A 21756-nucleotide genomic window follows, 5' to 3' on the forward strand; every position below is an offset into this window, starting at 1 on the left:
GGACCGTGACCGCCACCGTCCACCAGGCATTTGCCGACACCGCGTCCCGCCACGGCGGCCATCCGTTCCTGTGCATCCTGCCCGAAACCGCCGAGGCCTATGGCATCGCTGCGGGGGAACTGACCTACGCCGCAGCCGCCGACGCCATCGAGACGCTACGCGCCGCGTATGCCGACGCCGGCTACGGCCATGGACACCGCGCGGGGCTGCTGCTGGAGAACCGGCCCGCCTTCTTCCTGCACTGGTTCGCGCTGAACGCGCTGGGGGTGTCGGTTGTGCCGATCAACCCGGACCTGCGCGCCGCCGAACTGGAATACCTGGCTGGCCACTCCGAGATCGCGTTGGCGGTCGCCCTGCCCGGCCGCCACGCGGACCTGCTGGCCGCCGCGCAACGCGCGGGCCGCGAGTTGCGCGTGATGGGCCCGGACGATGCGCCGCCCGCCGCGCCGTTCCCGGCGCCATTGCAAGGCACGGCGCTGTCGGAACTGACCGAGTGCGCGCTGCTCTACACGTCCGGCACAACAGGCCGGCCGAAAGGCTGCATCCTGCCCAACCGCTATTTCCTGCACGCGGGCGGCTGGTATGCACGCATTGGCGGGCTTGCGGCGTTGCGGCCGGGACAGGAACGCATGCTGACGCCGCTGCCGCTGGTGCACATGAACGCCATGGCGTATTCCGCCATGGCGATGGTGCTGACGGGCGGCTGCCTGATTCCGCTGGACCGCTTCCACCCCCGCTCGTGGTGGGGCAGCGTGCGCGAATCGCGCGCCACCGTGCTGCACTATCTGGGCGTCATGCCCGCCATTCTGATGAAGGCCGAGCCCACCCCGCAGGATCTGCAGCCCGCCATCCGCTTCGGCTTCGGCGCGGGCGTGGACCGCAAGCTGCATGCGCCCTTCGAGGCGCGGTTCGGCTTTCCGCTGCTGGAAGCCTGGGCCATGACCGAGACCGGCGCGGGCGCCGTCATCATCGCCAATCAGGAACCGCGCCACGTCGGCACCAGCAGCTTCGGCAGCGAGGAAGATGACGTGGAAGTGCGCATTGTGACCGACGCGGGTGAACCGGCCGCCATTGGCGAGCCGGGCGAACTGCTGGTGCGCCATGCCGGGGAAGATCCGCGCTATGGCTTTTTTGCCGGCTACCTGAAGGACGAGGCCGCCACCAACGAAGCCTGGGAAGGCGGCTGGTTCCACACCGGCGACATCGTGCGCCGCGAGGCCGACGGCGCGCTGCGCTTCGTGGACCGCAAGAAGAACGTGATCCGCCGCAGCGGCGAGAACATCTCGGCCGTGGAAGTGGAAAGCGTGCTGATGCAGCATCCGCTGGTCAAGGCCGTGGCGGTGGCCGCCGTGCCGGACCCGGTGCGCGGCGACGAAGTGCTGGCGTGCGTGGTGCCCGAGGCCGCACCCGCCGACGCGGATGCGATGGCCGAGGCCGCGCGCAGCATCGTGCAATGGTCGCTGTCGCAGCTGGCGTATTACAAGGCACCCGGCTATGTCGCGTTCGTGGACAGCCTGCCGCTCACCACCACCAACAAGATCCAGCGCGGCGAAATGAAGGCGCTGGCGCCCGGCCTGCCGGGCACGGCGCGCTGCGTGGACACCTGCCATCTGAAGAAGCGTCCGGCCGAAGGGGCCCACCGATGAGCCGCCTGGGCTACGACGGCGTGGTGGCGGCCCTGCCCGTCACGATTCCGTACGAACGCTATTCCACGCACGCCGCGCACTGGTGGCTGGGCCGCGCACTGGGCGCGCTGATCCGGCAGTCCGGGTTGGCCAAGACCGACGTCGATGGCCTGTGCGTGTCCAGCTTCACGCTCGCGCCCGACACCGCGGTCGGTCTGGTCCAGCATCTGGGCATGACGCCGCGCTGGCTCGATCACATTCCGATGGGCGGCGCGAGCGGCGTGGCCGCGCTGCGCCGTGCGGCGCGCGCCGTGCAGGCGGGCGATGCCAACGTCGTGGCCTGCCTGGCCGGCGACACGAACCACGTGGACTCGTTCCGCAACACGGTCAGCCAGTTCTCGCGCTTTGCGCAGGACGCCGTCTACCCGTACGGCGCGGGCGGCCCGAACGCCAGCTTTGCCCTGCTGACCGCCAACTACATGCGCGAGACGGGCGCCACGCGCGAAGACTTCGGCAAGCTCTGCGTGGCCCAGCGCGACAACGCCCTGCGCTATCCGCACGCGCTGATGAAAAAGCCGCTGACGCTGGCGCAGTATCTGGACGCGCGCGTCATCACCGAGCCGATCCACCTGTTCGACTGCGTCATGCCGTGCGCCGGGGCCGACGCATTCCTGGTCATGAGCGAGGACCGCGCCCGCGCGCTGAAGCTGCCTTACGCGCGCATCCTGTCGACCATCGAGCGCCACAACGCCTGGATCGACGATCCGATCCAGACGCGGGGAGGCTGGACCATGGACGTGGACGAGCTGTACGGGCAAGCCAACGCCGCGCCGGCCGACATGGATTTCCTGCAGGCCTACGACGACTATCCCGTCATCAACCTGATGCAGATGGAAGACCTGGGTTTCTGCCAAAAAGGCGCCGCGCCGCAATTCGTGCGGGACAACACCTTTACCGTGGACGGCAGCTTTCCGTTCAACACCAATGGCGGCCAGTTGTCGGTCGGCCAGGCCGGCGCGGCCGGCGGCTATCTGGGCATGGTCGAGGCGCTGCGCCAGTTGACCGGCACGGCCGGCGGCACGCAGGTCAGCGATGCGAAGCTGGGCATGGTGAGCGGCTTCGGCATGATCAATTACGACCGCGGGCTGTGCACGGCCGCGGCGATTCTGGCAAGGAGCGACGCATGACCGAGCCGCTGGCCAAGCCGCCTCGCAAGAATCCCGTCGCGCGCACCCGGCAGCCCACGCTGCCGCCGGGCTCGCGCAGCCGCAGCGCGCTGGGGCTGACCGCTGCCGCCGCCGAAGGGCGCTTCGATCTGCAGACCTGCGCCGAGTGCGGCACGGTGCAGTACCCGCCGCGCGAAGTCTGCGGCCATTGCCTGTCGGAACACCTGCCGTGGCGGCCCGCCGATCCGAACGGCGTGCTGCTGGTCAGCACCACGCTGCATCACAGCAACGACCTGTATTTCCGCGAACGCCTGCCCTGGCGCGTGGGCACGGTGCGGATGGACGCCGGTCCGTCCGTCGTGGCGCACGTCCACCAGGACTGCGCCGACGGCGGCCGCGTACGCCTCGCGTTGAAACTGGACCGCAGCGGCCAGGCCGTGATGATTGCCCTGCCCGAAAGGAATACGCCGAACATGGAAGACGACAAGACACTGCGCGAGACCTCGTGCGATCCGAAATTCCGCCGCGTGCTGGTCACCGACGGCAAGTCGGCCGTCGGTCAGGCTGTGGCGCGCGCGCTGCTGGATGCGGGAAGCCCGATGATCTTTCTGGGCGATCCGCAGGCCTGGAAGCGTGACGCCGCGTTTGACGCGCTGGCGGCCGATCCGCGCGTGCAGGCGGTGACGCTGGACGTGACCGACACCGATTCCGTCGAGCGTGTGGCCGCGTCGATTGGCGGCAAAGTCGAGATCCTGGTGAACACGGCGGACCTGGAGCGCGAAGGCGGACTGCTTAGCCGCAAGGACGTGAACACCGCGCGCGACGCGATGGACGTCAACGTACTGGGCCTGATGCGGCTGGCGCAGAGCTTCGGCCCCGCGCTGTGCGGCCGCGCCGCCGACGGCGTGAACAACGCCGCCGCGTGGGTCAACGTACTGTCAATCTACGCGCACATGAACCTGCCATCGCGCGGCATGTGGTCCGCGTCCAAGGCCGCCGCGCTATCGCTGGCGCAATGCCTGCGCGCCGAAATGCGTGGCGCGGGCGTGCGGGTGGTGAACGTGTTTCCCGGCCCGGTTGATCACGAATGGGAGCAACGCACGCCGCCGCCGCGCGTGGCGCCGGCTGCGATCGCCGCCGCGATTGTGCGCGCCCTGAAGGACGGTATCGAAGACGTGTACGTGGGCGACGTTGCGCAGGAATTCCGCGCGCGGCTGGCCGAGAACCCGAAGGGACTGGAACGGGAGCTGGGCGCGGGCGGCTGACCGCCTGCCCCGCGCGTCGTCCCCCAACAAGCACCAACAGGAGAGCACCGTGAGTCAACCCATTCTTGCCCAATTCATGACCGAGCTGGTCTCCGGCCGCATCCGCCTGGTGGACCTGACCGAGACGCTGACGCCGGAGTTTCCCACCATCGTGCTGCCGCCGGAATTCGGCCAGGCGTGGCCGTTCCGGATCGAGGAGATTTCGCGCTACGACGAGCGCGGGCCGGCCTGGTACTGGAACAACTTCTCGTGTTCGGAACACACCGGAACGCACTTCGACGCCCCCGCGCACTGGGTCACGGGCAAGGACCAGCCCGACAACACGGTGGATACGATTCCCATCGACGCCTTCATCGCCAGCGCCTGCGTGATCGACTGTTCCGCCGAAGCGGCCGGCAATCCGGACTTTTTGCTGACCATCGACTTCGTCAAGAAATGGGAAGAACAGCACGGCCGCATCCCCGCAAGGTCGTGGGTGCTGATGCGCACCGACTGGTCCAAGCGCGCCAAGCCCGCCGACTACCTGAACATGCAGGCCGACGGCGCGCATTCTCCCGGGCCGGATGCCGAGGTCGTGCCCTGGCTCATCAAGGAGCGCGACGTGCACGGGTTCGGCACCGAGTCGGTAGGCACGGATGCGGGACAAGCCCAGCACCTGGATCCGCCCTACCCCTGCCACTACTACATGCACGGCAACAACCGCTACGGCCTGCAGTGCCTGACCAACCTGGACCAGCTACCGGCCACCGGCGCGGTGATCTTCTCGGCGCCGCTCAAGATCCGCAGCGGCTCGGGCAGTCCGCTGCGCGTGCTGGCGCTGGCGCCCACGGCCTGATCGCGGCCGGACCATACCAATAAATCAAGGGGGAACCATGACGCAAACCCATGTGGCCATCGTGACCGGCGGCAGCGCCGGCATCGGGGCGGAAATCTGCCGCAGCATGCTGGACGCGGGCTACGAGGTGATCTCGATGGCGCGCCGCGCCGCGGACTTCTCGCATCCGCGCCTGCACAACGTGCAGGTCGACCTGCTGGACGCCACCGCGACCGCGCAGGCGGGCGCCGAAGCCGCCGCCCAATTTCCGATCAGCCACGTTATCCACAACGCCGGCGTGATCTGGCCGAATCTGCTGCCGCAGGTCACGCAGGAAGAGCTCCATGGTCTGACGCAGATCCATCTGGGCGCCGCCATCAGCCTGGTGCAGGCCGCCCTGCCGGGCATGCAGGAACGCAAGTTCGGCCGCATCGTGATGATGTCGTCGCGCGGCGCGCTGGGCCTGCCCACGCGCACCGCCTATTCGGCCACCAAGGCCGGCATGGTGGGCATGGCCCGCACCTGGTCGCTGGAACTGGCGCCATACGGCATCACCGTCAACGTGGTGGCGCCCGGCCCGATCCAGACCGACATGTTCTACGAGGTGATCGAGGCCGGCAGCGAACGCGAACGCCAGCTTGCCGAGGGCATTCCGGTCAAGCGCCTGGGCCGTTCGGACGACGTGGCGCGCGCCGTCATGTTCTTCGCGGATCCCGCCAACAGCTTCGTCACCGGCCAGACGCTGTTCGTCTGCGGCGGCGCCAGCGTCAGCTCCATCACCATCTGACCGCCCCGCGCTTCGGGTTTTGACGGATAGGTAAGCACCGGGACCCGGGTCTACAGTGCTGATCCTTGAACGTAAGAAAGTTTAAGCAACAAGTATTCCCGCAGTTCCCGTTTTCTCCGCTTTCCAGCCGCACTCCCACTCTGCTCCCTACCCCGGAGGTTTTGCCATGCTGTCGAAGAAACTCCCCCTGGCCGCTGCCGCCGCCATCGCCACCCTGTTCGCCCTGCCCGCCCTGGCCCAAGTCAAGGTCGGCGTGGTCACCTCGTCCACCGGCCCCACCGCGCTGGTCGGGATTCCGCAGAAGAACACGGTGCCGCTGCTGCCCAAGAAGATCGGCGACCTGACCGTGGAATACATCTCGCTGGACGACGCCAGCGATTCCACGAACTCGGTCACGGCCTTCAAGAAGCTGATCTCGGAGCAGAACGTGGATGCGCTGATCGGGCCGTCGGGCTCGCCCAATGCCATGGGCGTGATCCAGTTCGCGGCCGAGGCCGGCGTGCCGATGCTGGCGCCGGTGGGCACCGCCGCGGTGGTGCTGCCGATGAACGACCAGAAGAAGTGGGTGTTCAAGACGACGCAGAACGACGACATCATCGCGCGCGCGCTGGTGGACCACATGGCCAAGACCGGCATCAAGACGGTCGGCTTCATCGGCCTGAACGATCCCTATGGCGAGAATTGGTACAAGGTGTTCTCGGGCCTGGCCGCGGAAAAGGGCATCAAGATCGCCGCCAACGAACGCTACCTGCGCTTTGACAGCTCGGTCACCGGCCAGGCGCTGAAGATCCTGGCCGCCAAGCCCGACGCCGTGCTGGTCGCCGCCCCCGGCGCTGCCAGCGTGCTGCCGCAGACGACGCTGTTCGATCAGGGCTACAAGGGCAAGTTCTACCAGACCCACGGCGCCGCGCTGCCCGACTTCCTGAAGCTGGGCGGCAAGAAGGTCGAAGGCACGGTGCTGGCCGCCAGCCTGATGCTGGTGCTGCCGGAAATGCCGGACAGCAACCCGTCCAAGAAGGTGGCCACCGAGTACATCGCCGCCTACGAAAAGCTCAACGGCTCCAAGCCCGCCACCTTCGGCGCCAACGTCTATGACGCCGGCCTGCTGCTGGAAAAGGCCGTGCCGATCGCCGAGAAGGCCGGCAAGCCGGGCACCAAGGAGTTCCGCAGCGCCCTGCGCGACGCGCTGGAACAGACCAAGGAGCTGGTGGGCACGCAAGGCGTCTACAACATGAGCGCCGCCGACCACAGCGGCTTTGACGAACGCGGCCGCGAACTCATCACCGTCAAGGACGGCAACTGGACCCTGGTCAAGTAGGAGGGGTTCCCCCCGAGGCGCTGCGCGCTTCCCCCCAGGGGGCATGCCAGCGGACCGGCGGAGCCCGGATCCGCGGCATCCCGATGGGACGCGCAGCGCCTGCTTGCTGGCGACGCCCGCGCCGCATGTGAGCGGGGGTGCCTGGCGTGCTTCTCTGTATCACCCGGAATTTCGCATGAATGCTCAGATTGCCTTGATACTCGGGCAGGACGGCATCACCAACGGCGCCATCTACGCGCTCTTGGCGTTGTCCATCCTGCTCGTCTTCACCGTCACCCGCGTCCTGTTCATCCCGCAGGGCGAGTTCGTCGCCTTTGGCGCGCTCACCATGGCCGCCATGCAGGCCGGCAAGCCCATCCTGCTGGTGTGGCTGCTGCTCGCGTTCGCGCTGGCCGAGGTCATCGCCGATCTGATGGCGCGCCGCAAGCGCCCCGCGCGCGGCCGCACCCACTGGCGCATGGCCGCCAAGGTGATCTATCCGCTGGCGCTGGCGCTGCTGCTGTACCGCCTGCCGCTCGCGCAACTGCCGATGGCGTTGCAGGCGCTGCTGACGTTGCTGTTGCTGGTGCCGATGGGTCCGCAGCTCTATCGCCTGTTCTATCAGCCGATCGCGTCGGCCTCGACGCTGGTGCTGCTGATCGTATCCATCGCAGTCCACCTGGCGCTGGTCGGCCTGGGCCTGCTGGCGTTTGGCGCGGAAGGCGCGCGCACGGCGCCCTTCAGCGACGCCAGCATGACGCTCGGCCCGGTCAACGTGAACAGCCAGGCGCTGTGGGTGGTGGCGGTGTCGGTGGTGCTGATCGTCGTGCTGTACCAGTTCTTTGAACGCTCGATGTACGGCAAGGCGCTGCGCGCCGCGGCGTTCAACCGCATCGGCGCGCGCCTGATGGGCATCTCGCCCGTGTTCGCGGGCAAGGCCACGTTCTTTCTGGCCGCGTTGATCGGCACCGTGTCGGGCATCCTGATCGCACCCATCACCACCATGTATTTCGATTCGGGCTTCATGGTCAGCCTGAAAGGCTTCGTCGGCGCCATCATCGGCGGGCTGGTGAGCTATCCGCTGGCGGCGGCGGGCGCCGTGCTGGTCGGGCTGATCGAAGCCTTCTCGTCGTTCTGGGCCAGCGCCTACAAGGAAATCATCGTGTTCACGCTGATCATCCCCGTGCTGCTCTGGCGTTCACTCAACAGCCATCACGTCGAGGAAGAAGACGAATGACCCCGCGCCACATCCTCCTCGCCTTCCTGGCCCTGCTGGCGCTCGGCCCCCTGGTGCTGCCGCCGTTTTACGTGACCTTGCTGAACTACATCGGCCTGTATGCGCTGGTCGCGCTGGGGCTGGTGCTGCTGACCGGCGTCGGCGGCCTGACCAGCTTCGGCCAGGCCGCCTTCGTGGGCGTGGGCGCCTATACGACGGCGCTGCTCACCACCCGCGCGGACACGCTGCCGTCGTGGCTCGGCTGGCTGGGCGCGTCGCCCTGGCTCACGCTGCTGGCCGGCCTGGCGCTGACGCTGGCGCTGGCCTACCTGCTGGGCGCGATCACGCTGAAGCTGTCCGGCCACTTCCTGCCGCTGGGCACCATCGCGTGGGGCCTGTCGCTGTACTTCGTCTTCGGCTCGGTCGAAGGGCTGGGCGGCCACACCGGCATCCCGGACATTCCGGCCATCAGCCTGTTCGGCTGGACGCTCAACCAGGGCGGCAACATCTACTACCTGATCTGGGCTTTCCTGCTGGTCGCCGTGTGGTCTACGCAGAACCTGCTGGACTCGCGCGAAGGCCGCGCCATCCGCGCGCTCAAGGGCGGGCGCGTAATGGCCGAATCCATGGGCGTGGACACGGCGCGCTCGCGCATGGTGATCTTCGTCATCGCGGCGCTGCAGGCCTGCGCGTCGGGCTGGCTGTACGCGCACATGCAGCGCTTCGTGAACCCCAACCCCTTCGGCCTGCAGATGGGCATCGAATACCTGTTCATGACCGTCATCGGCGGCGCCGGACAGGTGTGGGGCGCGCTGGTCGGCGCGGGCGTCTTCACGGTGCTCAAGCAATGGCTGCAGGACCTGCTGCCAAAGGTGCTGGGCCAGACCGGCAACTTCGAGGTGATCGTCTTCGGCTTCGGCATGGTGCTGCTGCTGCACCGCGCCCGCAGCGGCCTGTGGCCGGTGCTGACGCGCTGGGTGCCAGTCAAGCGCAAGCCGCGCCATGTCGACATGACGACCGAACCGCTGCCCCGGCGCACCATGCCGCCGCGCGGCGAGGTGGTGCTGAAAGCCGTGGACGTGACGCGCAAGTTCGGCGGCCTGGTGGCCAACAACGCCATGAACCTGGAGATCCGCGCGGGCGAAGTGCTGGCGCTGATCGGCCCGAATGGCGCGGGCAAGAGCACGATGTTCAATCAGATCTCGGGCGTGGACACGCCGACGTCGGGACAGGTAACGCTGCTGGGCCAGCCGGTGGCCGGCGCGGGCGCGCGCAAGATTGCGCGCCTGGGCCTGTCGCGCACGTTCCAGCACGTGCGGCTGCTGGGCCGCATGAGCGTGCTGGAAAACGTGGCCATCGGCGCGCACCTGCGCGGGCATCGCGGCGTGCTGCCGGCCGCCTGGCGGCTGGACCGGCCCGAAGAGGCGCGCCTGCTGGCCGAAGCCGCGCGTCAGGTCGAACGCGTGGGGCTGGGCAAGCATCTGCATGACGAGGCGGGCTCGCTGGCGCTGGGTCAGCAGCGCATTCTGGAGATCGCGCGCGCGCTGGCGTCCGACCCGTGCATCCTGCTGCTGGACGAACCCGCGGCCGGCCTGCGCTATCAAGAGAAATGCGAGCTGGCCGAGCTGCTCAAGCGCCTGCGCGCCGAAGGCATGGCCATCCTGCTTGTCGAACACGACATGGATTTCGTGATGGGGCTGGTGGATCGCGTGGTGGTCATGGACTTCGGCGAAAAGATCGCCGAAGGCCTGCCGGCAGAGATCCAGCAGAATCCCGCGGTGCTTGAAGCGTATCTGGGCGGAGTGGAAGAATGAGCGCGAAACTGCTGCAAGTGCGCGACCTGCGCGTGGCCTACGACAAGGTCGAGGCGGTCTCCGGCGTCAGCCTGGAAGTGGGCGAAGGCCAGATCGTGACCGTGATCGGTCCCAACGGCGCGGGCAAGACCACGCTGCTGTCGGCCATCATGGGCGTGCTGCCGTCACAGGGCGGCATCACCTTCGGCGGCAAGGCGCAGGAACACGCCGAAATCGAGGAAATGGTCGCCGCGGGCATGAATCTGGTGCCCGAAAAGCGCGAGCTTTTCTCGGAAATGACGGTCGAGGACAACCTCATGCTGGGCGCCTTCGACCGCTATCGCCGTGGCCTGCGCGACCAGGACCAGACGCTGGCCGAGGTCTTTGAACTGTTTCCCCGGCTGCAGGAACGGCGCGCGCAATTGGCCGGCACGCTATCCGGCGGCGAGCGCCAGATGCTGGCCGTGGGCCGCGCGCTGATGGCCAAACCTCGCCTGCTGATGCTGGACGAACCCAGCTTGGGGCTGGCGCCGCGCATCGTGCGCGAAGTGTTCCGCATCGTCGCGCGGCTGCGCGAGATGGGCGTGTCCATCCTCCTGATCGAACAGAACGCGCGCGCCGCGCTGCAGGTGGCCGATTACGCCTATGTGCTGGAAACCGGAACGGTCACGCTGGAAGGTCCGGCGGCCGAGGTGGCGCAGGATCCGCGCGTCGTGGAGGTCTATCTGGGACTGGGGCACGGCGCGCCTGCGTGACGCAGGCTACCGGGTCGGCAGGCTGGGTCAGGCCACGCCGCGACGCCGATCGCGGCGGTACAGCGCATACCCCAGCGGGTACATGACGGCCACGAGAAACGTCGCGACCGGATGGGTCAGCCGGTAGGCCTGCACGGCCGTCGGCACGCCGGAATGCTTCAGGTGCAGGCGAAAACGCGTGTAGCGCGCCGCCGCCATCATGAATTCGCGCGGGCGGTAGCGGAAGAATTCCAGGTGATGCTGCAACATGTCCCAGGCCAGCAGGTACAGGCCCTGGGCGTTGTTGCTGACGGACACCGCGCCCTGGCTCAGGCCACCGGGCGTGTCGTGATAGGTGCGCACCACGCGGTTGATGAAGCGGCTGAGATAGCCCGCACGCGCGACCGCCCACCACACCAGGCTTTCGGGCACGAATCCCGCCACGTCCTCGGGAAACGGGTACTTGCGCAGGATGTCCGTGCGCATACAGCCGAATTTCTCGCCCTTGATGCGGTAGCGGAAATACACGTCGACGGCGGTGCTGTCGAACACGTCCTGCGGATAACGGTCGCCGACGATGGTGCCGTCGGGCCGCGCGCACAGCCCGGTAATGGCGAAATACGAGTCGCGGCGTGCGGGCGGAATCGCGTTCCAGGCCTCATGGAAAATGGCCAGCGCGTCCGGCGGCATTTCGTCGTCGCTATCCAGGCCCACGATCATCTGGCCGCGCGCCTCGCGCACGCCACGATTGAAGGCGGTCTTCTTGTGCTGATTGTTCTGCCAGACATAGCGGATCGGAAAATCCGCCAGCGATTGCCAATGCAGGATGGACTCGTGCGTGTTGTCGGTGGAGCCGTCGTCCACCACCACCCATTCAAAATCCCGGAAAGTCTGCTGGCAGAGCGATTCGTAGACGCGGTGCAGGGTTCCTGCCCGGTTGTAGGTCGGCGTCAGAACGGTGAAAAAAATCGGTGTATCGGTCATGCCTGCTGTGCCCCTTGCGATCTTCCAGAAACCGCTGCGGTCTTGGTTCTTATGATTTCGCCTGAAGTGTAGGGGATATGCCTCGGGGAACCGATTCCACGGCTTTGGAATTTGCAATCAAATCTGACAAACCGTGCGGTTTTTTTTGATGCCGTGCGCGGCGCCGGACGTTGGCCGCAGGGCATCGTGGCGTAAACTCGGGCGGCCCAATTCGGAACGCCTATGGAAGCCTCGACCGTCCAGCTCAATGACATCGCCTTGTTCGTGGAGGTTGCCAAGCGCAAGAGCTTCAGCCAGGCCGCGCGCGCGCTGGACATGCCGACGTCGACGCTGTCGCGCCGGATCAACGAACTGGAACGCGCGATCGGGCTGCGGCTCATCAACCGCAACACGCGCCGGCTGGATCTGACCGACGCGGGCGCGGCCTACATGCGCCGGTGCCAGGGCCTCATCGACGAAGCCCGGCTGGCGCACGAGCAACTGCTGTCATTGTCAGGCGGCCCGTCGGGCAATCTGCGCGTCTCCATGCCGTACAGCCTGGCCATCTGGCTGCTGCCCGAGACCATCAGCGATTTCACCGATCGCTATCCCGAAGTGGAATGCGAGTTCGACCTGAGCATGATGACGGCCTCCGACGCACAGGGCACGCCGTTCGACATCGTGCTGCGGTTCGGCCGCGAAGCCGACTATCCGGGCGCCTCCGCCGACAACGGCAATGGCAACGGCACGCCGCATCGCGCCATCGAGGGCGCCGTGGTGCACGAGCTGGTTTCGCTGGAAACGCATCTGTACGCGTCCGACAGCTATATCGCGCGTCATGGCGAGCCGCAGACGCCGGCCGATCTGTCGCAGCACCAGTGCCTGCGCACGACCATCGACGAAGCCCATTCGTACTGGACGCTGAATAACGGCGCGATTTCGCAGCGCGTGGCCGTGCACGGACATCTGGCCGCCAACAACATGAGCATCGCGGGAACGCTGGCCGGCCTGGATCTGGCCATCACCCGCATGCCGCATTGCCTGGCGCTGGAACCGATCATCCAGCGCAACTCGCTGCGGCGCGTGTTGCCGGGCTGGTCGGTGGATCCGATCTCGATCTATGTGGTTTTCCCTTCCAGCATCCAGCCGGCCAAGACCCGCGCGTTCATGGATTTCATCCGGCCCAAGCTCGGGGCCCCGCAGGCCTGACGAAAAAAAACCGCAGGGCTCGCGCCTTGCGGTTTTTCTTTGATCAGGCCAAGCGGGTCCGAAGACCTGCCGGCCGAACGCATCATTTAGACGCGCTTGATCTTTTCCAGCATCTTGAACACGCCCTTGGGCGACTTGACGAACAAGCGCTTGAAAGCCTTGCCCAGGCAACGGCGTTCCAGGGTGTTACGACGCACGCGTTTGCGTTCAGCCATGTTGATTCTCCTGTTGAATTTGCGGAAAGTGGCCCGCACAACCGGAAACCGGACTGGCGGAAAAAATTCGGATAACTTGGCATTTTAGCCTGAAATCCGAATCGGACGCCAATGGGCGGATTTCAAAGGCGCCAACCGGGGCTTACGCACCGCCTGAAACAACCAGGGACAAATCGGCCGCGGATACGCCAAGGCGCCAAGGCGCGGCGCAATATGGCTGGATCGCGGTCCGTCTCAGCCCGCTGCACCGCCGCCCTGCCACGCTCAGCCCGACGTTTCCTTCAGCCGTTCCCACACCTGCTCCGCCCGCGGCAGCGGATCGACCGCGCCGTAGCCCAGCGTGGACAGCGCCGCCGCCGCATTGGCATAACGCACGGCGTCTTCCCAGGCATCGCCCTGGCAACGCCGCGCCAGCAGGCTGCCGGCAAAGCAGTCGCCCGCGCCGGTCGCGTCCACGGCCTGCACCCGCAGCGCTGGCATCGCCGTGCGGCTGCGGCCGTCGTCGATGATGGAGCCGTCCTTGCCAAGCTTCAGCACCACCACGCCCGGCGCGCCGCCGTCGCGGATCCAGTCCAGCGTGCGCTCCGGGTCGTCGTTGCCGGTCAGGTGCTGCATGTCGTCCATGCTGGGCAGAAACACGTCCGCCGTGCGCATGGCTTCGCGCAGGATGGCGCGGGCGCGGTCCACGGGCCACAGGCGCAACCGCAGATTGGAATCCAGGCTGACCTGCGCGCCAGCGGCATGCGCGCGCTCGATGGCGGCGAAGACCGTATCGCAGGCGGTGGTGCTGATCGCCATGCTGATGCCCGACACGTGCAGGAAACGCGTGCGTTCGATCAGGCCCGCGTCCAGGCTGGCCGGCGTCATCAGGCTGGCGGCCGAGCCGCGCCGCAGATAGCTGAAAGCATGGCCGTCAGGTCCGTGCTGCACGAAGTACAGGCCGGTGTGCGCGTCATCGTCGACCTCTACGCCGGACGTGTCGACGCCCTCGTTCTGCCACAGGTCCAGGAACTGCTTGCCGAAGGCGTCATTGCCGACCCGGGTCAGGTATGCGCAGCGCGCGCCCTGGCGGGCGGCTGCGATCACCGCGTTGGAGGTGTCGCCGCCGAAACCCTGCAGGTATTGCCGCTGGCCTTCGTGCGTCTGGTTCAGCTCGACCAGCGGCTCGCCCAGCGCGACGATGTCGAAGTCAGCCATGAGCGGCCTCGCGGGTCCGGGTGATCTGCGCCACCAGCGCGGCGGTGTCGCGCGACGCGAAGCCGGCCTTGTCGTAGAGGTTGCTGCCGATGCCGACCAGGCCGGCGCCGGCCGCGAAATATGTACCCATGTTTTCCTGCGTGATGCCGCCCGTGGGGCAGAAGATCGTGTCCGGGTACACCGACTTCAGCGCGGCCAGGTGCTTGGGGCCGCCGGTGTCCGCCGGGAACACCTTCACCACGTCCACGCCGGCGCGGCGCGCGGCCAGGACTTCGCTCGGGGTGAACGCGCCCAGCATGCACAGCGCGTCCGCGGCGTGGGCCATGTCCACGATCTCGTGCGCCAGCGCGGGCGACACCAGGAAGTCCGCGCCCGCCACCAGCGCCTCGCGCGCCTGCGACTCGTCCAGCACGGTGCCCACGCCCAGCAGCAGGCTGGCGCCGTGCTTGTCGCGCAGCGCGCGCACCAGATCTGTGACGTTCGGAATGGTCCAGGTCAGTTCCAGCGTGGTGCAGCCGGCCGACACCGCGACTTCGGCGGCATAGGCCGCGGCGGCCGCGTCGGTGTAGCGCAGGACGGGCACGACGCGGGCGGCCAACAGGGCGGCAAGCTTGGAGGCGGTGGGAGCAGCGGTTGCGGTCATGGATTTCCTCTGGGGCTGACGATCAGGCGCCGCCGGACGATACCGGCAGGACGGCGAGTTTGGCCGCGGCGGCATCACGCAGCCGCAGCAAGGGTTCGATATAGGCGGACTGCGGATCGCCGCGGCGGCGGAACAGCAGCGTGCTGACGCTGACGCCCGCGACGGGACGCCCTGCCCCGTCGCACAGCGCGACGCCGTAGCAGACGATGCCGGGTTCGTTTTCCTCGTTGTCGACAGCGTAGCCTTGCTGAGCCGCCACGCCCAGCGCCTCGCGCAGCGCGGGCAGACTGGTCAGCGTGGCGGGCAACCGGGCCGGCATCGGCAGCGCGTGCAGCAGGCGCTCGCGCGCGGGCTCGTCCAGCGCGGCCAGATAGGCCTTGCCGACGGCACTGGAATGCAGCGCGACGGACGCCCCCACGCGCGACACCATGCGCACGGGGCCGGGGCTTTCCAGTTTGTCGATGTAGATCATCTCGTGACCCGCGGGCACGGCCAGATGGACGGTTTCGCCAGTCTGGTCGCGCAGCGCCTGCAGTTCGGGCGCCAGCGCGGCGCGCAGATCGAACTGGGACCATGCCTTGCTGGCCAGCGACATCAGGCGCGGACCCAGGCGATATGCGCCGCTGGATTCTGTGACCATCCCTTGTTCGGCCAGCGCCGCCAGGATGCGGTAGACGGTAGGACGGGGATAGCCGCAGTCACGGGCAAGCATGGCGGCCGTCGGCGGCTGCGGCGCATCGGCCACCGCCTGCAGCACCGCCATGAATTTTCCGAACGCTGCCGCGCCCGCGACCTTGGATTCCTGCACTCATGTCCCCAAATACATGCGATAGCCCAGGCCAGATCCGCAACGCGGCAAGCGCGAATATCAGACGAATCTGCGATACTGTTTATTTGTACAGCTACCGAGGCGCCGATTGTCCACCATGTGGACATGCGCCTCACAATATAGTCAATTATTCCATATCGACGCGCCCGGAACCAGCGATGGATCGCCGCGCCGGCATGCTCCCTTCGTCAGGCTACGATACCGTCCATGAGCTCCCATATCCGCATCGTTGGCGCCCGCCAGAACAATCTCAAGAACCTGGATCTGACCATCGCCACCGGCGAACTGGTCGTCGTCACCGGGGTGTCGGGGTCCGGTAAAAGTTCGCTGGCCTTCGACACCCTTTACGCCGAGGGCCAACGGCGCTACGTGGAAACCTTCTCGCCCTATGCGCGCCAGTTCCTGGACCGCATGGACAAGCCGCAGGTGGACCGCATCGAAGGCATTCTGCCCGCCATCGCCATCGACCAGACCAATCCGGTGCGCAGCTCGCGCAGCACGGTCGGCACGATGACCGAACTGAACGATCACCTGAAACTGCTGTTCGCGCGTGGCGCCAAGCTCTATTGCCGCGGCTGCGGCAAGCTGGTGCGGCGCGACACGCCGGAATCCGTCTATCACTCGCTGGCCGAGCGCGCCGCCACCGCGGGCGACCCGCGCCTGGTCGTGACCTTCCCGATCGCCGTGCCGGCCAACTTCACCGAAGACGAAGTGCGCGGCTTCCTTGAGCAGCAGGGCTACACCCGCGTGCACGCCGAGGAAACCGCCGTGCCCCGCGCCGCCGCGCCCGCCAAGGGCGCCAAGAAGGCCAAGGCCACGAAGACCGCCAAGGCCGCCACCGAAGAACGCCGCATCCTGCACGTCATCCAGGATCGCTTCCGCTTCGCCGGCACCGAGCGCGAACGCATCATGGAAGCGCTGGACACGGCGCTGCGCATGGGCGCCGGCCACATCGCCGTCTACGTCATGGACGCCGACGGCGGCAACGCGCATATCTGGAAGTACAGCGACCGGCTGCACTGCGCCGATTGCGACATCGAATACACCGACCCGCTGCCCAGCAGCTTCTCGTTCAATTCGCCGCTGGGCGCCTGCGAGGCCTGCCGCGGCTTCGGCCGCGTGATCGGCATCGACTTCGGCCTGGTCATCCCCGACGAGAAAAAAACCTTGCTCGAAGGCGCCATCAAGCCGTGGACCACGCCGTCCTACAAGGAATGCCAGGACGACCTGCAAAAGTACGCCCCGCGCGCGGGCGTGCCGCTGGGCGTGCCCTGGAAGGACATGAGCGACGAGCACAAGCGCTGGGTGCTGTACGGCACGCCCGACTGGAAGGGCGGCAATGACGCCTGGAAGCACCAGTGGTACGGCGTGCAGCGCTTCTTCGACTGGCTGGAAACCAAGTCGTACAAGATGCACGTGCGCGTGCTGCTGTCCAAGTACCGCAGCTACACGCCCTGCCCCAGCTGCAACGGCGCGCGACTGAAGCCCGACGCCCTGCTCTGGCGCCTGGGCAACAAGGATGAAGCCGACGCCGTGCTGCCGCCCGAAGACGGCCGCTACAAGCGCTTCATGCCGGTCGGCACCACCTGGAGCCGCGAGCAGCTCAACGGCCTGGACGGCCTGTCGCTGCACGACGTGATGCTGCTGCCGATCGAGCGGGTGCGTAAATTCTTCGACACGCTGTCGTTCTCGGGCGCGCTGGACGCCGCCACCGACCTGCTGATGACCGAAGTGCGCGCGCGCCTGAAATTCCTGTGCGACGTGGGCCTGGGCTACCTGACGCTGGACCGCCAGAGCCGCACGCTGTCGGGCGGCGAGGTCCAGCGGATCAACCTGACCACCGCGCTGGGCACCTCGCTGGTGAACACGCTGTTCGTGCTGGACGAGCCCTCCATCGGCCTGCACCCGCGCGACATGCACCGCGTCGTCGAAGTCATGCACCGCCTGCGCAACGCCGGCAACACGCTGGTGGTCGTGGAGCACGATCCGCAGGTCATGGTGGCCGCGGACCGCATCATCGACATTGGCCCCGGTCCCGGCGAACGGGGAGGCCGCATCGTCTTCGACGGCACGCCCGACCAACTGCGCGCCGCGCCCTCGCTGACCGGCGACTATCTCGGCGGCCGACTGCGTGTGGAAGCGCCGCGTCCGATGCCGGTGGCGGCCAACACGCCGCGCCTGCTGCTGGAAGGCGTCAATGCGCACAACCTGAAGAACGTCTCTGTCGAGCTGCCGCTGGGCCGCCTGGTCTGCGTGACGGGCGTGTCCGGTTCGGGCAAATCCACGCTGGTGCAGGATGTGCTCTACCCCGCGCTGCTCAAGCAGAAGGGCAAGCCGTCGGAAGCGCCGGGCGCCTTCGACCGCCTGCTCGGCGCCGAGCAGATCGCCGACGTCGTCATGGTGGACCAGACCCCCATCGGCAAGACCGCGCGCTCCAACCCAGCCAGCTACGTCGGCGCGTTCGACGCGATCCGCAAGCTGTTTGCCCAGGCCCCGCTGGCGCGTGAGCGCGCCTACACGGCGGGCACATTCAGCTTCAACGGCGGCGACGGCCGCTGCCCGACCTGCGGCGGCACCGGCTTCGAACACGTCGAAATGCAGTTCCTGTCCGACGTGTACCTGCGCTGCCCCGATTGCGACGGCAAGCGCTTCCGCCCCGAAGTGCTGGAAGTGCGCGTCGAGCACCTGGGCAAGAGCGCCTCGATTGACGAAGTGCTGGAAATGACCGTCAGCGAGGCGCTGGACTTCTTCAAGGGCCTGCGCGACGTGCAGACCGGTCTTGCGCCGCTGGCCGACGTGGGCCTGGAATACGTGCGGCTGGGCCAGCCCGTGCCGACCCTGTCCGGCGGCGAGGCGCAGCGCCTGAAACTGGCTGGCCATCTGGCTGAGGCCGCGCGCAGCGGCATCTCCACCGCCAAGGTCGCCAAGAAGGGCAGCCTGTTCCTGTTCGACGAACCCACCACCGGCCTGCACTTCGACGACGTCGCGCGCCTGATGCGCGCGTTCCGCAAGCTGCTGGCCGCCGGCCACACGCTGCTGGTCATCGAACACAACCTGGACGTGATTCGCGCCGCGGATTGGCTGATCGACCTGGGTCCCGAAGGCGGCGACGCCGGCGGCCTGGTGCTCGGCACCGGCACGCCGCAGGACCTGATGGACAACCCCAAGTCGCATACGGGCGCCGCCCTGCGCGACTATGAAGTCAGCATCCTGCCCATCGATACCGTCGCGGGCGGCAAGGCCGACGTCATCGTCAGCAGCGATGCCGACGCCCAGGAGGCCGAGCAGGCCGGCCTGACCGCGCGCATCGCCGAGCCGCAAGCCGAGTACGGCGCGGGCGTGGGCACGCCCCTGCAATCCCTGGTGCGCGAACGCCGCCAGGGCAGCATGGCCATCGAAATCCGCAACGCGCGCGAACACAACCTGAAGAACATCAGCGTCGAAATTCCGCACGACAAGTTCACCGTCATCACGGGCGTGTCGGGGTCGGGCAAGTCCACGCTGGCCTTCGACATCCTGTTCAACGAGGGCCAGCGCCGTTATCTGGAATCGCTGAACGCCTACGCGCGTGCCATTGTGCAGCCGGCCGGCAAGCCGGATGTGGACGCCATCTTCGGCATCCCGCCCACCGTGGCGATCGAACAGCGCACCAGCCGCGGCGGCCGCAAGTCCACCGTGGCCACGATGACGGAAATCCATCACTTCCTGCGGTTGCTGTACGTGAAACTGGGCACGCAATACTGCCCGGACTGCAATGTCGCGGTCGAACCCCAGAACACCGACCAGATCGTGGCGCGCCTGTTGCGCGAGCACAAGGGCGAGCACATCGGCCTGCTGGCGCCGCTGGTCACCGCGCGCAAGGGCTATTACACGGATCTGGCCAAGTGGGCGGGCTCCAAGGGCCATTCCCATCTGCGCGTTGACGGCGAATTCATTCCCGTGGCGCCGTGGCCGCGCCTGGACCGCTACAAGGAGCACACCATCGAACTGCCGGTGGCAGACGTGGTGGTGGACCCGGCCAACGAGGCCGCCCTGCGCGCCGCCGTCAAGAGCGCGCTGGAGAACGGCCAGGGCGTGATGTCGGTCGTGTGGCCCGTCAACAAGCTGCACGAGGCGCTGAACAGCGAACTGCAGCAGCAGCATTTCTCGGTCAAGCGCGCGTGCCCGTCCTGCGGCACCAGCTTCCCCGAACCCGATCCGCGCCTGTTCTCGTACAACTCCAAGCACGGCTGGTGCACGGGCTGCTACGGCACCGGCCTGCAATTGCAGGGCTTTGACGCAGAGCAGACCGGCGAGGAAACCGCCTGGAACGCGTGGTACGAAGGCGAGGCCAAGACCTGCACGCAATGCGATGGCCAGCGGCTGAACCGCGTGGCGCGCGCCGTGCGCTGGCGCGACAAGTCGATTGCCGAACTGGCCTCGCTGCCGGTGTCGGACGCACACACCTTCTTTACCGGACTGGTGGCGCGCGGCCGAGAAGGCGAAATTGCCCGCGACATCCTGGCCGAGATCCGCGGCCGCCTGAACTTCATGCAGGAAGTGGGCCTGAACTACCTGGCGCTGGACCGCGCCGCGCCCACGCTGTCCGGCGGCGAGGCGCAGCGCATCCGGCTGGCCGCGCAACTGGGCTCCAACCTGCAGGGCGTCTGCTACGTGCTGGACGAACCCACCATCGGCCTGCACCCGCGCGACAACCGCATCCTGCTGGACGCGCTGGCGCGGCTGGAAGGCAACGGCAACACGCTGGTGGTGGTCGAGCACGACGACGACACCATCCGCCGCGCCTCGCACGTCATCGACATCGGCCCGGGCGCGGGCATCCGCGGCGGCCGCGTGGTGGCGCAAGGCACCGTGCAGGACGTGATCGACGCACCTGAATCCGTGACCGGCCGCTACCTGAAGACGCCGCTGGCGCATCCGCTGCAGGGCCGCCGTCCGGTCGAGGCCGACACGCCCATGATCGAGATCCGCGGCGCGCGCCTGCACAACCTGCGCAGCGTGGACGCGCGCATTCCGGTGGGCCGCCTGAGCGTGGTGACCGGGGTGTCCGGTTCCGGCAAGTCGACCTTGGCGCGCGAAGTGCTGCTGGACAACCTGACGCAGGCGGTCTCGCAAGGCAAGGCGCCGGGCTGGGCGGGCTGCGAAAGCATCAAGGGCTGGGAAGCCATTGACCGCGTGCTGGAAGTGGACCAGACGCCCATCGGCAAGACGCCGCGCTCGTGCCCGGCCACCTACGTGGGCTTCTGGGACGACGTGCGCAAGCAGTTCGCCGACACGCGCGAAGCCCGCATGCGCGGCTGGACGGCGGCGCGCTTCTCGTTCAATACCGGCGATGGCCGCTGCCCGATCTGCGAAGGCCAGGGCATGCGCACCATCGAGATGAACTTCCTGCCCGACGTGAAGGTGCCGTGCGACGCCTGCAACGGCGCGCGCTTCAACAGCGACACGCTCAGCGTGCAGATGCGCGGCAAGAACGCCGGCGAGCTGCTGTCCATGGAAGTGGACGACGCCATCGGCTACTTCGCCGCCCATCCCAAGATCCACCGTCCGCTGCAACTGATGCAGGACGTGGGGCTGGGATACCTGACGCTGGGCCAGCCGTCGCCCACGCTGTCGGGCGGCGAGGCGCAGCGCATCAAGCTGGTGACCGAGCTGTCCAAGGCCCGCCTGACCGACGGCCTGATCAAGACCGGCCGCGCCTCGCGCATCCCGCACACGCTGTACGTGCTGGATGAGCCCACGGTGGGCCTGTCGATGGCCGACGTCGAAAAGCTGATCCACGTGCTGCACCGCCTGGTCGAAGCCGGCAACACGGTGGTGGTGATCGAACACAACCTGGACGTCATCGCCGAAGCCGACTGGCTGCTGGACCTGGGCCCCGAAGGCGGCACGGGCGGCGGGCAACTGGTGGGCGAAGGCTCGCCCGAGCACGTGATGACGCTGGCCGATCATTCCCACACCGGCCGGGTCCTGACGGAGTTCCTTGCGCAACAACAACGGTAA

General features: G+C 67.5%; 16 protein-coding genes. 11 read left to right on the forward strand and 5 right to left on the reverse strand.

Features of this window, described 5'->3' with window-relative positions:
• Positions 1 to 5 precede the first annotated feature (5 nt).
• The 9 genes from HV681_RS11705 to HV681_RS11745 all read left to right on the forward strand — a co-directional run bounded on the left by HV681_RS11705 (position 6) and on the right by HV681_RS11745 (position 10718).
• A complete protein-coding gene (locus tag HV681_RS11705; protein WP_175123220.1) occupies positions 6 to 1646 on the forward strand; it encodes an AMP-binding protein in 1641 nt (546 codons plus the stop codon).
• Positions 1643 to 2812 (forward strand): thiolase family protein, encoded by a 1170-nt coding sequence (locus tag HV681_RS11710; RefSeq protein ID WP_175123221.1) that lies wholly within the window; start codon positions 1643 to 1645, stop codon positions 2810 to 2812. Before HV681_RS11705 ends, HV681_RS11710 begins: the two co-directional genes overlap by 4 nt.
• Positions 2809 to 4056, forward strand: a complete 1248-nt coding sequence (locus tag HV681_RS11715) for an SDR family NAD(P)-dependent oxidoreductase (RefSeq protein ID WP_175123222.1) — start codon at positions 2809 to 2811, stop codon at positions 4054 to 4056. The genes HV681_RS11710 and HV681_RS11715 overlap by 4 nt, the downstream gene beginning before the upstream one ends.
• 49 nt (positions 4057 to 4105) lie before the next feature.
• Positions 4106 to 4891, forward strand: a complete 786-nt coding sequence (locus tag HV681_RS11720) for a cyclase family protein (RefSeq protein WP_152383539.1) — start codon at positions 4106 to 4108, stop codon at positions 4889 to 4891.
• 37 nt (positions 4892 to 4928) lie between these two features.
• Positions 4929 to 5657: an SDR family NAD(P)-dependent oxidoreductase gene (locus HV681_RS11725; protein ID WP_175123223.1), complete on the forward strand. Its 729-nt coding sequence runs from the start codon at positions 4929 to 4931 to the stop codon at positions 5655 to 5657.
• Positions 5658 to 5823: 166 nt separating this feature from the next.
• Positions 5824 to 6975 (forward strand): ABC transporter substrate-binding protein, encoded by a 1152-nt coding sequence (locus HV681_RS11730; protein ID WP_175123224.1) that lies wholly within the window; start codon positions 5824 to 5826, stop codon positions 6973 to 6975.
• 175 nt (positions 6976 to 7150) lie between these two features.
• On the forward strand, positions 7151 to 8191 hold the full coding sequence (locus HV681_RS11735) for a branched-chain amino acid ABC transporter permease (RefSeq protein WP_175123225.1): 1041 nt from the start codon (positions 7151 to 7153) through the stop codon (positions 8189 to 8191).
• A complete protein-coding gene (locus tag HV681_RS11740; protein ID WP_175123226.1) occupies positions 8188 to 9984 on the forward strand; it encodes a branched-chain amino acid ABC transporter ATP-binding protein/permease in 1797 nt (598 codons plus the stop codon). The genes HV681_RS11735 and HV681_RS11740 overlap by 4 nt, the downstream gene beginning before the upstream one ends.
• Entirely contained in the window at positions 9981 to 10718 is a 738-nt protein-coding gene (locus HV681_RS11745; RefSeq protein ID WP_175123227.1) for an ABC transporter ATP-binding protein, read from the forward strand. Before HV681_RS11740 ends, HV681_RS11745 begins: the two co-directional genes overlap by 4 nt.
• A 27-nt stretch (positions 10719 to 10745) precedes the next feature.
• On the opposite strand, the gene HV681_RS11750 is transcribed toward HV681_RS11745, so the two are convergent.
• Entirely contained in the window at positions 10746 to 11681 is a 936-nt protein-coding gene (locus tag HV681_RS11750; RefSeq protein ID WP_175123228.1) for a glycosyltransferase family 2 protein, read from the reverse strand.
• Between the two features lie 222 nt (positions 11682 to 11903).
• On the opposite strand from HV681_RS11750, the gene HV681_RS11755 reads away from it, so the two are divergent.
• Positions 11904 to 12869: a LysR family transcriptional regulator gene (locus tag HV681_RS11755; RefSeq protein ID WP_175123229.1), complete on the forward strand. Its 966-nt coding sequence runs from the start codon at positions 11904 to 11906 to the stop codon at positions 12867 to 12869.
• A gap of 86 nt (positions 12870 to 12955) precedes the next feature.
• Here HV681_RS11755 and HV681_RS28025 read toward each other — a convergent pair whose 3' ends face one another.
• The 4 genes from HV681_RS28025 to HV681_RS11770 form a co-directional block, all read right to left on the reverse strand.
• A complete protein-coding gene (locus tag HV681_RS28025; RefSeq protein ID WP_006226408.1) occupies positions 12956 to 13084 on the reverse strand; it encodes a hypothetical protein in 129 nt (42 codons plus the stop codon).
• 264 nt (positions 13085 to 13348) lie between these two features.
• Positions 13349 to 14281, reverse strand: a complete 933-nt coding sequence (locus tag HV681_RS11760; protein WP_175123230.1) for a sugar kinase — start codon at positions 14279 to 14281, stop codon at positions 13349 to 13351.
• Positions 14274 to 14924: a bifunctional 4-hydroxy-2-oxoglutarate aldolase/2-dehydro-3-deoxy-phosphogluconate aldolase gene (locus HV681_RS11765; RefSeq protein ID WP_175123231.1), complete on the reverse strand. Its 651-nt coding sequence runs from the start codon at positions 14922 to 14924 to the stop codon at positions 14274 to 14276. The genes HV681_RS11760 and HV681_RS11765 overlap by 8 nt, the downstream gene beginning before the upstream one ends.
• A 22-nt stretch (positions 14925 to 14946) precedes the next feature.
• Positions 14947 to 15732 carry an IclR family transcriptional regulator gene (locus tag HV681_RS11770; RefSeq protein WP_175123232.1) on the reverse strand — a complete coding sequence of 262 codons (786 nt, stop codon included), beginning with the start codon at positions 15730 to 15732 and terminating at the stop codon, positions 14947 to 14949.
• Positions 15733 to 15960: 228 nt separating this feature from the next.
• On the opposite strand from HV681_RS11770, the gene uvrA reads away from it, so the two are divergent.
• Positions 15961 to 21756 carry an excinuclease ABC subunit UvrA gene (gene uvrA, locus HV681_RS11775; RefSeq protein WP_175123233.1) on the forward strand — a complete coding sequence of 1932 codons (5796 nt, stop codon included), beginning with the start codon at positions 15961 to 15963 and terminating at the stop codon, positions 21754 to 21756.

This window comes from Achromobacter animicus (assembly GCF_902859585.1).
Lineage (GTDB): Bacteria > Pseudomonadota > Gammaproteobacteria > Burkholderiales > Burkholderiaceae_B > Achromobacter > Achromobacter animicus.

Excerpts from the sequence above, each read along its gene's own strand:
- HV681_RS11710 (WP_175123221.1), top strand. The coding sequence starts at position 1,643 with ATGAGCCGCCTGGGCTACGACGGCGTGGTGGCGGCCCTGCCCGTCACG.
- HV681_RS11715 (WP_175123222.1), top strand. The coding sequence starts at position 2,809 with ATGACCGAGCCGCTGGCCAAGCCGCCTCGCAAGAATCCCGTCGCGCGC.
- HV681_RS11725 (WP_175123223.1), top strand. The coding sequence starts at position 4,929 with ATGACGCAAACCCATGTGGCCATCGTGACCGGCGGCAGCGCCGGCATC.
- HV681_RS11730 (WP_175123224.1), top strand. The coding sequence starts at position 5,824 with ATGCTGTCGAAGAAACTCCCCCTGGCCGCTGCCGCCGCCATCGCCACC.
- HV681_RS11735 (WP_175123225.1), top strand. The coding sequence starts at position 7,151 with ATGAATGCTCAGATTGCCTTGATACTCGGGCAGGACGGCATCACCAAC.
- HV681_RS11740 (WP_175123226.1), top strand. The coding sequence starts at position 8,188 with ATGACCCCGCGCCACATCCTCCTCGCCTTCCTGGCCCTGCTGGCGCTC.
- HV681_RS11745 (WP_175123227.1), top strand. The coding sequence starts at position 9,981 with ATGAGCGCGAAACTGCTGCAAGTGCGCGACCTGCGCGTGGCCTACGAC.
- HV681_RS11750 (WP_175123228.1), bottom strand. The coding sequence starts at position 11,681 with ATGACCGATACACCGATTTTTTTCACCGTTCTGACGCCGACCTACAAC.
- HV681_RS11755 (WP_175123229.1), top strand. The coding sequence starts at position 11,904 with ATGGAAGCCTCGACCGTCCAGCTCAATGACATCGCCTTGTTCGTGGAG.
- HV681_RS28025 (WP_006226408.1), bottom strand. The coding sequence starts at position 13,084 with ATGGCTGAACGCAAACGCGTGCGTCGTAACACCCTGGAACGCCGTTGC.
- HV681_RS11760 (WP_175123230.1), bottom strand. The coding sequence starts at position 14,281 with ATGGCTGACTTCGACATCGTCGCGCTGGGCGAGCCGCTGGTCGAGCTG.
- HV681_RS11765 (WP_175123231.1), bottom strand. The coding sequence starts at position 14,924 with ATGACCGCAACCGCTGCTCCCACCGCCTCCAAGCTTGCCGCCCTGTTG.
- uvrA (WP_175123233.1), top strand. The coding sequence starts at position 15,961 with ATGAGCTCCCATATCCGCATCGTTGGCGCCCGCCAGAACAATCTCAAG.